Source organism: Pectobacterium sp. F1-1 (assembly GCF_025643735.1).
Classification (GTDB): Bacteria; Pseudomonadota; Gammaproteobacteria; order Enterobacterales; family Enterobacteriaceae; genus Pectobacterium; species Pectobacterium colocasium.
On sequence record NZ_CP104733.1, the window covers coordinates 3,944,107 to 3,956,728 of the forward strand.

11 protein-coding genes and 1 pseudogene are annotated in these 12,622 nt (G+C 55.0%); 9 read left to right on the forward strand and 3 right to left on the reverse strand.

The features are described from left to right. The first annotated feature begins 469 nt into the window (after window positions 1–469). From NAL19_RS17665 to NAL19_RS17675, 3 genes are read left to right on the forward strand one after another with little or no spacing between them, the layout of a single operon-like run. Window positions 470–1,180 carry a metal ABC transporter ATP-binding protein gene (locus tag NAL19_RS17665; RefSeq protein ID WP_263059744.1) on the forward strand — a complete coding sequence of 237 codons (711 nt, stop codon included), beginning with the start codon at window positions 470–472 and terminating at the stop codon, window positions 1,178–1,180. Further along, window positions 1,177–2,031, forward strand: coding sequence for a metal ABC transporter permease (locus NAL19_RS17670; protein WP_225085740.1), 855 nt, complete (start codon window positions 1,177–1,179; stop codon window positions 2,029–2,031). The genes NAL19_RS17665 and NAL19_RS17670 overlap by 4 nt, the downstream gene beginning before the upstream one ends. A gap of 40 nt (window positions 2,032–2,071) precedes the next feature. Continuing rightward, window positions 2,072–2,950: a metal ABC transporter substrate-binding protein gene (locus NAL19_RS17675; protein ID WP_263058030.1), complete on the forward strand. Its 879-nt coding sequence runs from the start codon at window positions 2,072–2,074 to the stop codon at window positions 2,948–2,950. A 63-nt stretch (window positions 2,951–3,013) separates the two neighbouring features. Here the strand turns inward: NAL19_RS17675 and NAL19_RS17680 are convergent, their stop codons facing one another. The 3 genes and pseudogenes from NAL19_RS17680 to dtnK all read right to left on the reverse strand — a co-directional run bounded on the left by NAL19_RS17680 (window position 3,014) and on the right by dtnK (window position 6,276). Then, window positions 3,014–3,829 (reverse strand): DeoR/GlpR family DNA-binding transcription regulator, encoded by an 816-nt coding sequence (locus tag NAL19_RS17680; RefSeq protein WP_263059745.1) that lies wholly within the window; start codon window positions 3,827–3,829, stop codon window positions 3,014–3,016. Between the two features lie 146 nt (window positions 3,830–3,975). After that, window positions 3,976–4,956: a D-threonate 4-phosphate dehydrogenase gene (locus tag NAL19_RS17685; RefSeq protein WP_225085742.1), complete on the reverse strand. Its 981-nt coding sequence runs from the start codon at window positions 4,954–4,956 to the stop codon at window positions 3,976–3,978. Further along, window positions 4,949–6,276, reverse strand: a pseudogene (gene dtnK, locus NAL19_RS17690) (D-threonate kinase). Before dtnK ends, NAL19_RS17685 begins: the two are co-directional and overlap by 8 nt. Window positions 6,277–6,512: 236 nt before the next feature. Between dtnK and NAL19_RS17695 the strand changes: the two are divergent. From NAL19_RS17695 to NAL19_RS17720, 6 genes are all read left to right on the forward strand, one after another. Beyond that, complete coding sequence (locus NAL19_RS17695) at window positions 6,513–7,649, forward strand: iron-containing alcohol dehydrogenase (RefSeq protein WP_263058031.1); 1,137 nt, start codon at window positions 6,513–6,515, stop codon at window positions 7,647–7,649. A gap of 173 nt (window positions 7,650–7,822) precedes the next feature. Next, complete coding sequence (locus tag NAL19_RS17700) at window positions 7,823–8,707, forward strand: dihydrodipicolinate synthase family protein (protein WP_110162421.1); 885 nt, start codon at window positions 7,823–7,825, stop codon at window positions 8,705–8,707. Between the two features lie 37 nt (window positions 8,708–8,744). Next, complete coding sequence (locus tag NAL19_RS17705; RefSeq protein WP_263058032.1) at window positions 8,745–10,160, forward strand: sodium:solute symporter family protein; 1,416 nt, start codon at window positions 8,745–8,747, stop codon at window positions 10,158–10,160. Between the two features lie 3 nt (window positions 10,161–10,163). Further along, a complete protein-coding gene (locus NAL19_RS17710; protein WP_225085747.1) occupies window positions 10,164–11,351 on the forward strand; it encodes a sialidase family protein in 1,188 nt (395 codons plus the stop codon). Window positions 11,352–11,412: 61 nt separating this feature from the next. Further along, window positions 11,413–11,880 (forward strand): YhcH/YjgK/YiaL family protein, encoded by a 468-nt coding sequence (locus NAL19_RS17715; protein WP_225085748.1) that lies wholly within the window; start codon window positions 11,413–11,415, stop codon window positions 11,878–11,880. 44 nt (window positions 11,881–11,924) lie between these two features. Continuing rightward, the gene (locus NAL19_RS17720; protein ID WP_225085749.1) at window positions 11,925–12,614 is read left to right on the forward strand and encodes an SDR family NAD(P)-dependent oxidoreductase; all 690 of its coding nucleotides are present in this window, start codon (window positions 11,925–11,927) and stop codon (window positions 12,612–12,614) included. Window positions 12,615–12,622: the final 8 nt, after the last annotated feature.

Consider the following 12,622-nt stretch of genomic DNA (forward strand, 5'->3'; position numbering starts at 1 on the left):
CCCCTATGAACCCCGGCTTTTGGCGGAAATTATGCCGCTAACGCGGTGCCTTCGGTGCCCATAACCGCTTTTCGAGCCGCCAGTGACGCGTTCCCGACGCGGCACTGGCTTTCGCGGCATCCATGCCGCTCACTCGGCGTTCATGTTCCCCTCAGCATAATTTTTTACGCCGTGAAGAGAAAAGCCATCGCGATATGAGTTGGCTGGGGTTTGTCAGCAGTGCGGCGCACGAAATACTGCACTCCCGTCCAGCAACTACTTACAACCGAACCCAATCACTTACATACTTTCTTACCTATTCCCTCTGTCGTCATCACCAAAAAATGATACGTTATAATATAACATATTGATTTTTTACCGATGATAATGACAAGTTTTTACTCTCTCTCTCTGCGCTGAAGCGCGTGTTGCTGGTTTCCCTGCTGTTGGTGCTGTTGTGGCTCTTGGTGGGGTGGGCGGTGGTGTTGCCATGATTGCCCTACAGGAACTGGCCTTTGGCTATCGCAGCCAGCCGCCTCTCGCGACACTCAGCGGATGTTTCCATCAAGGATCGCTGACGGCGATTATTGGTGCGAACGGCAGCGGAAAATCCACATTGCTGAAAACGCTGGCAGGCCTGCTGCCGCCGCTTTCCGGTTCATTCAGCCTCGGCGATGGCAGCAAGGATAATGCTATCGGCTATTTGCCGCAGCTCTCCGAATTCGATCGGCAATTCCCTATCAGCGTACGCGATCTGGTTCTCATGGGATCGCTGCCCCATCGTGGCCTGCTGCGGAGTATTCACGTCAACTGGCATCGCAAAGCCACTGATGCACTCGATGCCGTCTCCATGAAGGATTTCGCCGATCGGCATATTGGCGTCCTGTCCGGCGGGCAGCTACAGCGCGTGCTCTTCGCGCGGCTACTGCTGACACAGGCTCCCATCATTCTGCTGGACGAGCCTTTTACTGGCATCGATAGCCATACCACGCAGGCACTCTTACAGATTATCGAGCAACTTCACGCCGAAGGCAGAACCATTCTGGCCGTTTTGCACGATCTGGAGCTGGTCGGTCAGCACTTCCCGAACATCTTGCATCTCACCCCGGACGGCCATCGCTGGGGAGAGGCTCAGCCCATATTGCATAGCCTGCGCCAGGCCGACAGCGATACGCCAACGCTCAGGATCGTCACGTCATGATGTTATTTCACCTGATCGCTTCTCCTTTTGCCGAATTCGGTTTTATGCGCCGTGCGCTAGTCGGCTGTCTGGTCATCACGCTGAGCGCCGCGCCGCTGGGCTGCTTCCTGCTGCTGCGACGCATGAGCCTGATTGGCGATGCGCTGTCTCACGCAGTCTTACCCGGCGTCGCTATCGGCTATCTCATCTCCGGGATGTCGCTGCTGGCGATGGGTATCGGCGGCTTTATCGCCGGGCTATCCGTCGCCATGATCTCCGGCTTCGTCACTCGCCACACGGAGTTAAAAGAGGACGCCAGCTTCGCCGGATTTTACCTCGGATCGCTGGCGCTCGGCGTCACGCTGGTGTCACTGCGCGGCTCCAGCGTCGATCTGCTGCATGTGCTGTTCGGATCGATTCTCGCGGTCGATCGCGCCGCGCTGATCGACATTGCGCTGATCGGATCCGCCTCCCTGTTGGTGCTGGCCGCTCTCTATCGGGCGCTGGTGATCGAATCGTTTGACGTGACCTTCCTGCGCATGTGTTCAGGACGCTATCGGGCGTTGATTCACGGCCTGTTTCTGTCGCTGGTGGTGCTGAATCTGGTCGCCGGATTCCAGCTGTTAGGCACGCTGATGACGGTCGGCATGATGATGCTGCCTGCCGCTAGCGCACGCTTCTGGACGCAGCGTCTGCCCGTCATGCTCGGCATTGCGGTGCTGCAAGGAATGGCCGCCAGCCTGATCGGCCTGCTGTGGTCTTACTATGCCGAACTGCCCGCCGGGCCCGCCATTATCCTGACGATTACGCTGTTTTTCTGTTTCTCGGTCTGTGTTGGTCACCACGGTGGGCTGTTACGCCAGCGTCGTTGACCGATGAATCTCGTTATCTGCAACTTTCTGTGAGGGAAAAATGAAACGTTCACTGTTAGCTATCGCGTTATCCGGCCTGCTGCTTAGCCCATTAGCGATGGCAAAGAATCTTGATGTTGTTGCCAGCTTTTCCGTACTTGGCGATATGGTGAGCCATATCGGTGGCGATCGTGTGACCGTGACCGATCTGGTGAAACCGAATGGCGATCCGCATGAGTTTGAACCGTCACCGAAAGACAGCAAAACGCTGGCTCACGCCGATCTGGTTTTCGTTAACGGGCTGGGGCTGGAAGGGTGGATCGACCGGCTGGTCACCGCATCCGGTTACCGTGGCGACATCGTGACGGCCTCAAACGGCATTGCCACCCGCACCATGGTGGAAGACGGCAAAACGGAAACCGATCCCCATGCCTGGAACAGTATGAGCAACGGTGTGGTCTACGCGCACAACATCGTCAACGCATTGGTAAAAGCCGACCCGGCGAATGCCGATTACTATCGTCAGCAGGGCGAAGCCTACATCAGGCAGCTACAGGATCTGGACAGCTACGCGAAGAAAACCTTTGCCACGATTCCACCAGAAAAGCGTAAGGTGCTGACTAGCCATGACGCGTTCGGCTATTTTAGCCAGGCCTACGGTGTGAAGTTCCTGTCACCGGTGGGCTACTCTACCGAATCGGAAGCCAGCAGCAAAAAAGTAGCCTCGCTGATTAAGCAAATTAAACAAGAGAAAGTGAAAAGCTACTTCATTGAAAACCAGACCGATGCGCGTCTGGTGAAACAAATCGCCGATGCCAGCGGCGCGAAGCCCGGCGGTGAACTGTACCCTGAAGCCCTGACCGACGCCTCGGGCCCCGCCGCAACCTATACGGCGGCGTTTAAGCACAACGTCGATACCATTGCCGCTAGCATGAAATAAATCATATTAGCCAGCACACAGAGTATCAGGAAAGACAGCGCCACGGATGGCACCTCGTTTCACTTACACCAGCGTCAGATTGAACGTTTTACCTTTCATTTGCGCCTGCACCTCGGGAGCCAGCGCGCTGTCGGTGATGATGTCGGTCAACTCAGACAGCGGCGTCACGCAAAACAGCGAATACGCGCCGTATTTGCTGCTGTCGGCCAGCAGTATCCGGCGGCTAGCATTCACGGCGAGATCTTGCTTCACGCCCGCTTTCTCTTCCGTCGGCGTGGTGATCCCTTTATCCAGGCTCCACGAGTTGCAGCTGATAAACGCGATATCGGGATAAATGCTGCGTAACAGACGACGACCATGCTCACCAATACAGGACTGGCTGCTGTCATCAATACGCCCACCGATAATCGTCACTTCAATCTGTTTGAACTCAGACAGGAACAGCGCAATTTGCAGATCGGCAGTAATCACGCGCAGCGGCAAATGCGTCAGGTTACGCGCCAGTTCCAGCATGGTCGTTCCCGCATCCAGCACCACCGCACTGCCCGGTTTGACCAGCGTTGCGGCATAGCGAGCTATCGCTTGCTTCTCCTGAAGACTGCGCTGTAATTTTTCATTCGTGGTCGGCTGGGAAGGAATAAAACGATTGAGCGTCACGCCACCATGACTGCGGCTAATCACGCCTTGCTCATCCAGCTTGATTAAATCACGACGGATCGTCGCCGGAGAAGCGTCGATCACGGACACCAGCTCATCGACTGTCACCAGATTATGGCTTTTCAGATAATCCATAATCTGATCAAGACGGCTCTGGCCTCTTACTTTATCCCCGCTCATGCGGAAAGCATCGGTTAATGTAGGATCCACGGCGATATCCATCTTGCTGTTGTTAAACTCTCTATTCTTGATTGCAGGATACCAGAAACCTTCCCAAACACGGGAAGGAAGATATCCTGCAATGCGCACTGTATCGCGTTTTATTCGCTTACAACACCATGTCATCAACGGTGATGAGTTAGCCTGAATCAGGCCAGCTGCATCGCGAGCTGAATAGAGATCGCCATACTTTCAGACTTCGCTTTACCCGTCCAGGCAATGTCAAACGCCGTGCCGTGGTCAGCAGAGGTGCGGATGAACGGCAAGCCGGCAGTGATGTTCACCCCATCATAGAAGCCCAGCAACTTGAGCGGAATGTGTCCCTGATCGTGATACATCGCCACCACCATGTCGTACTGGCCTTCATACGCCTGCAAATAGACGGTATCCGGCGGGCACGGGCCATAAACATCAATGCCTTTGGCCTTCATGGCTTCAACCGATGGCGACACGATGGTGATCTCTTCGTCACCAAACAGGCCGTTCTCGCCCGCGTGCGGGTTAACCCCGGCAACAGCGATACGCGGGTGGGTAAAACCGACGCGCTTGAGGAAAACATCCGCCATCTCGATCACCGTTTCCACGCGATCGCGGTTCAACGTATCCAGGAATTTACGCAGCGCGATGTGCGTTGAAACATGAATAACCTTCAACTTATCGGTATACAGCACCATCGCGTAGTCACGGCTGTTGGTCAGCTTAGCCAGCAGCTCGGTGTGGCCCGGATAAATATGCCCCGCAGAGTGCAGCGCTTCTTTATTCAGCGGCGCGGTCGCAATCGCGTGGACCTCACCCGCCATCGCCAGCGCCGTCGCTTTCTTGATGCAGCGATAAGCCAAATCGCCCGCCTGTGCCTGAACGACACCAGGCTCCAGCGCCTGAGGATCTTCCAGCGGCTCATCAATGATGTTGATAACACCCGGCGCGAAGACCGCATCGGCAGGCTTATCAATGATTTTCAGTTCGACGGCGGGCACCACATTCAGCGCCAGAATACGTCGCATCGTCTGTACGCAGCCCACCACCACGGCAGGCGCGCCGGAAAGCTCGCCTTCGGCCAGAGACTTGATAATAATTTCCGGTCCAATCCCCGCCGGATCACCCATGGTTACCGCAATAATTTTACTCACTGACCTTCTCCTCAATAAAACGTAAAACGTCGAGCAAAGTAGTTTCGTTGCCAAAACCCCCCGCTTTAGTCATCACAGGGGTCGTGCCGACAACGCTGTTCAGCAGGTATCCCCAGGGCACACAGGATGCGATTTGCCCTTTAATCTGAAAGCCGGTCGCGCCCAGTGCGGTTGCCACAGCAATCGCAATGTCACCACCGGATAAATACAGCCCACCCGGCAGACGCCGGTTCGTTCTGTCCGCTGTCAGGCTGTCTAGCGCCTGAACAATGCTGCGCGTAAGTTCCCCAGATAGTGGCTGATCGTTTCGCCAAGCTGCTGTCGGCTAAGCCCAAGCTGCTGGCACCGCGCATCGATTTCGAAGCGCTGATTTTCGTTGTGACAGGTACGAATAATGCAATGGTGGCCGTTCATCAGCGCGGTTACCGCCTCTTCACACTGGGAGGCCATGACGGTGGATGAATGGGATGAAAAGAGCGCGTTGATATCGATCTCAACCAGCGTGACATCGCTGCGCAATCTGACGGTCGCAATCTGTTTTTGAGCGATATCGCTCATTGACCCAACGACAGCCAGCAGCGGCTTCTCCGTTTTGCGCGTAAAGTCCTGCGCGTTTGCCAGCGCTTCGCTCAGGCCAGCCGAACCGACCAGCAAGGGGCGAAACGGTAACGCTCTGACGGCGTCAACGATATGCGCCAGATCGTCCTGCTCGTCGGTATCAAGAATAATCAGACGTACGCCCTCATCCGCCAACTGCTGCAAACGGTGAGCTAAATTGGCCTGACGAACGTCATCAAGGTGTATTTCCGCCACCGGTAAGGCAGTTTGCTCCGCCAGACGGGCCGCAATAGAAGCCGAGGCCACTGGCGTTTTGGGATCGCTGGCAAATTCCGTGTCGGTAAGCAAACGACCATTTACCCAGACCTCGCCTTTGCGAGTCACGCGTCCCAGCGTCGGCGACGCGACAGCAATCAACGCAATGGGTATCCCGGTGGCAAAAAGAGCAGCGGTCACTTCTGCACCCAGATTCCCACGCAGCGTCGAATCAATTTTCTTAACAATCCAGCCTTGTCCGCCGGCTGCCTGCCAGGCTGTAACCGCTTCTGCGGTACGTTGAGACGCCACGTCATCACGCGCCGCACGGCTATCGGTGTTGATCACCACCGCATCGCCCAGTAAATCCGCATGCAGTTTATTAACGTCAAATACGACGCTAACCCGCGCGCCATGCTGCGCCAGAGCGACGCCCGCATCATTGGCACCCGTAAAGTCATCAGCGACCACTAATACCTGTTCTGCTGATTGCTGCACGTTTGACATACCTCATCCCCGGTTCGTGATTACCTGATAATGATTATATTGAATCACATTTGATTATATGTGAGCAATATCAAATTATTTAAAAGGAATTTCACCTATAAATTATCACCACGATGTGGCAAATGGCGTTTCTGCGTGATGAGAACCACGCTATTTGACTGAAAGTAATCACCATCGCAACCATTATCATCATAGCGATAACGCTCTGGCGAAAGAGAAAAGGCAAGGTAATAAGCATGAACATCAATAGCACTATCCTCAGCGGTTACCGGGTACTTCAGGACATTAGTCACCTGTTGGCAGGGAAACAGCACGTTTTATTTGTCACCGACAAAAACATCGTCGGGCTGCCTGACGTTCAGGCGCTGATCGCACAAGTTAAGCAAGCCGTTCCGCAGGTTCTGTTGGTTGATAATGTTCCTGCCGAGCCAAGCCAGCACGACGTTGCCCAGATACTGAGCCAGCTCACACAAACCCAGACCGATCTGGTGATCGGCGTCGGTGGCGGCAGCGTGCTGGATGTCGCCAAGCTGCTTTCCGTACTGTGCGCAGGCGATGACACCGTTACGCTGGATAGCCTGCTGGCAGGGGAAAAACCGCCCCGCCGCACGACATCCCTGCTCATCCCGACCACCGCAGGAACCGGTTCAGAAGCCACGCCGAATGCCATTCTGGCGATCCCGGAAAAAGAGACCAAAGTCGGTATTATCACGCCGGTGATGCTGCCAGATTACGTTGCGCTGGTGCCGGAGCTGACCATCAGCATGCCGTCACATATCGCCGCTTCAACGGGTATTGATGCACTCTGCCACCTGATTGAGTGTTTCACTTCAACGATTGCCAACCCGGTCAGCGACAACTACGCGCTGATTGGTCTGAAAAAGCTGTTTGCCAACCTCGAAACCTCCGTGCGTGAGCCAGGCAATATGGAAGCCAAGCTGAACATGCTGTGGGCGTCCTACTACGGCGGTGCCGCCATTGCCCACTCCGGTACGCATCTGGTGCACGCCATGTCTTACCCACTGGGCGGCAAGTACCACATCCCACACGGCGTGGCGAACGCTATCCTGCTCGCCCCTTGCATGCGTTTCGTGCAGGACGCCGCACAGGACAAATTCGCACAGGCGTATGACCTGCTGCCGGATGCCGATCTGGCGCTGAGTACCGCGGAAAAAGCACAGGCGCTGGTGACCTATTTCAGCGAGTTGGTTAAACGCCTCAACCTGCCCAACACCTTACAGCAGCTCGGCGTGGAAAAAGACCACCTGCCTTATCTGGTTGATGCCGCGTTACAGGTGCAGCGCCTGATGAAAAACGTGCCGACACAGGTCAGTGCCGACGATGTCCGTGAGGTTTATCTGACGCTCTTTTAACCATACGCGATCGTTTAAGCATCGAGATACACGGGGCTACCACAGGGGTGAGGCCTCCTGCGGGAACCTCCCCCTGTGTTTCCCCTAATAGTGGGCTTAAGTGACCGGCATTCGTTTTAAGTAGGACGGTTTTAACTTTTCATCTTTTTGATTACGTGTCACGAGGAAGAACAATGAGTAAAAATATTACTGGCGTCCTGACCGCCATCGTCACGCCGTTTGATAACCAGGGCGAATTTAACCCCGCTGCCATGCGCCTTCAGGTGCAGCGCCAGATGCGCTACGGCAACGGTATTTTTTGTAACGGCACCAACGGTGAGTTTTTCGTACTGCACACCGATGAGAAAGTCGCCGTCACTGAAACCTGCGTTGATGAAGTTGCCGGAAAAGTGCCGGTTGTCGGCCACATCGGTGAAATCTCCACGCGGGAAACCATCAAGCTCGGTAAGCGCATCGCCGCACTGGGTGTTGATGCCGTTTCGGTCATCACCCCGTATTTCATCCCACTCAAACAGGAAGAATTGATTGCCCACTACACCGCCGTCGCCGATGCGCTGACTGTGCCGGTGTTTCTCTACAACATTCCTGCACGCACGGGGAATACGCTGGCACCGGAAACCGTCCGCACGCTAGCGGATCACCCCAACATCATCGGCATCAAAGACAGCGCAGGCAGCTATGAAAGCCTGAGCGGCTATGTGCAAGCGGTGAAAGGTGTGCAGGGCTTTAACGTACTGAATGGCCCAGACTCGCTCATTCACCAGGGCTTTGTTGACGGCTGCTCCGCCTGTATTTCCGGACTGGCTAACGTGGCACCGGAACCGATCAGCCAGATCTGGCATCGCTTCCATGCGGGTGACATTGAAGGCTCCCGTCAGGCACAAGAACAGGTTGCCGAACTGCGTAAGACACTGTACGCCATCGCGTTCTCACCCGCCGTGGTGAAGAAAGCGCTCGCGATCATGGGTGAAGATGTCGGCGTCAGCCGCTATCCGATCCAGTTTTCCGCACAGGATGAAGACAACATCCGTAACATCCTTAATCAATTCTCGCAGTAACAGAGAAATATCAATTTCCATTTAAGGCCGAGAAGATATGAACCATTTTAACGTTACCGATACCCTCATCATCATTGGGATGATTGTGTTTTATATCGCATTCACCTCATGGTTAACGCTCAAATTACGCAGTAAATCAAGTACCGAGTTCATGGAAGGGTCACGCGCGCTACCGGCGTTTATCGTCGGTATCCTGCTGATGACCGAATTCATCGGCGCCAAATCGACGGTCGGTACGGCACAGTCTGCCTTTGAGAACGGCATCGCCGCCTCCTGGTCAGTCATTGGTGCCGCTATCGGCTTCCTGCTGTTCGGGATGATTTTGGTTAAAAAAATCTACAATACAGGAAAGGTCACCATCTCTGGCGCTATCGCCGAGAAGTACGGCACCAGCACCAAGAACATCATTTCGATCATCATGATCTATGCGCTGTTGCTGGTAAACGTGGGCAACTACGTCAGCGGTGCGGCAGCCATCTCCACCGTACTGCACATCTCCCTGCCAGTTGCCGCGCTGATCACCGCGATCGTGAGTACCTTCTACTTCTACTTTGGTGGTTTAAAAGGCGTGGCTTATGTCACGTTGATCCACAGTGCCGTGAAGTACGTTGGCGTGATGATTATTCTATACGTTGCATTGAAAATGACTGGCGGCTTCAAGCCAATGATCGAACAAATGCCGGATTACTACTGGACGTGGGACGGTAAAATCGGTGCCAGCACCATCTTCGCCTGGCTGATCGGGACTATCGGTTCTATCTTCTGTACCCAGTTCGTTATTCAGGCTATTTCCGCCACCAAAGATGCAGCGTCAGCAAAACGTGCAACCTGGGTCGCCTTCCTCTTCTGCATGCCGATTGCATTGGCTATCGCGATTATCGGTGTCGCAGCGAAGTTTGCTCACCCAGAAATCAATAGCCTGTACGCCATGCCAATCTTCCTTCAGGATATGAATCCTTGGGTTGCGGGTCTGGTTACTACATCACTGGTTGCGTCGATATTTATTAGTGTGAGTACCGTCGCACTGGCGATTGCCTCACTGATTGTTAAAGACTTTTATGTTCCGTATTACAACCCAACACCAGAAAAAGAGATGAAGATGACGCGCGTATTCTCGCTCATCATCGGATTCCTGCCATTGATCTTCGTTTTACTGGTGCCTGAAGTTCTGAAATTGTCATTCTTTACCCGTGCAATCCGCCTTTCTATCTCGGTGGTCGCCATCATTGCCTTCTATTTGCCGTTCTTTAACAGCACCCGCGGCGCCAACGCCAGCCTGATATCAGCCTGTGTGGTGACGTCCGTCTGGTACATTCTCGGCAACCCGTACGGTATCGATAACATGTATGTCGCACTGGTGACCCCAGCTATCGTCATGGCGATCGATAGCGTCATTCCGAACAAAGCGAAAAAAATCCAAACTTCTCCAACTGAAAATAAATCAGGAGCCTGAGTCATGAGTAGCGAAACCATTACCGTAGAACGTAGCGGAAAAATTCATCACGCAGAAGGCGATGCCGTGCGTCTGGATGCCTACATTCCATCGGAATGCCCGCAGAACCATGCCGCTAATCTGCTCCATCTGCCGAACGGCGATGTGCTGTGCGTCTGGTTTGGTGGCACTCAGGAAGGCATTGCAGATATCTCTATCTACCTATCCCGCCTGGTGAAAGGCAGCGATGGCTGGAGTAAAGCCGTTAAGTTGTCCGAGGACGCGACCCGTTCCGAGCAAAACCCGGTGCTGTTCCTCGCACCCGATAACGTGCTGTGGCTGCTGTATACCGCGCAGAAATCCGGTAATCAGGACACCGCCATTGTGCGCTACCGCCAATCCACGGATTTCGGCGCTACCTGGGGAGAAATCGGCACGCTGCTCGATCAGCCGGGCACCTTCATCCGCCAGCCCATCACCGTGCTGGCAAACGGCGATTGGCTGCTGCCGGTGTTCTACTGTCGCGTTCAGCCGGGTGAGAAGTGGGTTGGTAACAACGATGACAGCGCCGTGAAAATCTCCAGCGATCAGGGCAAGACCTGGCAGGAATATCCGGTGCCAAACAGCACGGGCTGCGTACACATGAACATCACACCGTTGCAGGACGGCACGCTGCTGGCGCTGTACCGCAGCCGCTGGGCGGATTTCATCTACCAAAGTCGTTCAACGGATGGCGGTAAAACCTGGTCAGACCCTGTGCCGACCGATTTGCCGAACAACAACTCCTCCATTCAGGTGACCACGCTGGAGAATGGCCATCTGGCGCTGGTGTTCAACCATATGAGCGCTGCCGATGCCACCGAGCGCCGTCTGTCGCTGTACGATGAAATCGAGGATGAAGAGGACAAAGCCAGCAATGCCAAAATGCCGGAAGTGCAAGCGGGCAGCCGCAGCGCTTTCTGGGGTGCTCCGCGCGCGCCGATGACGCTCGCCATTTCGGAAGACGGCGGCAAGAGCTGGCCGTGGCAGCGTAATATCGAAGTGGGTGACGGCTACTGCATGACCAATAACTCCACAGAGAAGCTGAACCGCGAGTTCTCTTACCCCAGCGTCAAGCAGGCGCAGGACGGTAAACTGCACGTGGCATTCACCTACTTCCGTCAGGCGATCAAGCATGTCGTGGTGAGCGAGGAGTGGGTCAAAGCGAACTAAACCGCGCTACTTTTTCTCTTTGTCAGCGGGGGTACTCCCCCGCTAGTTTCAGGACTCGATTATGATTGCAGGAAACCTAAACGCCCTCAAACTCGCCACGCTGCCCGATGCACTGTGGACCATTCTGTCCGCACCGGGCATGTCGTTAGATGAACTGAATGCGCTACCCGAAGGCCGTTATCAGCCGGAAGGTGCCGACTGGTTTTACAGCATCGGTACCGTGAACACCGCACCGCGTGCCACGCGACATACTGAATTTCACAGTAACTACCTCGATATACAACTGATTCTGGAAGGCGAGGAAATTATCGGTTACGGTCTGAATGATGTGCATGGTCAGCCCGCGACCGAGCGTAAACCGGATCTCTACATTCTGGATAACCCACAGGTGCCGCATCAGATCCATCTGCGGGCAGGCGACTTCGTCACGTTCTATCCGGGTGAAGCGCATCAGGCGCTGTGTGCCATTAACGACAGCCCTGCTCCGGTCAAAAAAGCCGTGTTTAAAATCCCCGTCACGTTGTTGTAATTCAGAATGGGCATCAAAGCCGTTAAGTTTGATTAAGGAGACACATGTCAGCGACAGCCCCTAAACACGCCCTGATTACCGGCAGCAGCTCAGGGATTGGTGCCGCCATCGTACAAAAATTACTGGCGGAAGGCTGGCGGGTAACCGGCCTGTCGCGCAAGCCGGGTGATTATTCACATCCACACTTTACCCACTGCGCAGTGGATATTATGGATACGCCCGCGCTAACGGCCATTCTGGACAACATTGCGCAGGTTGATGCCGTCATTCATGCCGCGGGCATTATGAAAGCCGCCCCGCTCGGTCAGCTTTCGCTGGAAGACGGTGAAACGCTATGGCGCTTGCATATTCAGGCAGCACAGGTGCTCGCGGACCGTCTGGTCGATAAGCTGCCGCAAGGCGGGCGCATCGTGCTGCTGGGCAGCCGCACGTCGAACGGCTCCGCAGGGCGCAGCCAGTACGTCACGACGAAATCCGCGATGATCGGCATGGCAAGAAGCTGGGCGGCGGAACTGGCTCCGCGTGGCATTACGGTAAACATCGTCGCGCCAGGTGCCACAGAAACCCCGATGCTGACCATGCCGGGTCGCCAGAGTTCTCCGCCAAAACTGCCACCGATTGGGCGCTTCATCCAGCCACAGGAAGTAGCCGATCTGGTGGGTTATCTGCTCTCCCCGTCTGCCGCGGCCATTACCGGCCAGCAGTTGGTGATGTGCGGTGGTGCGTCGCTGTAATTCATCAC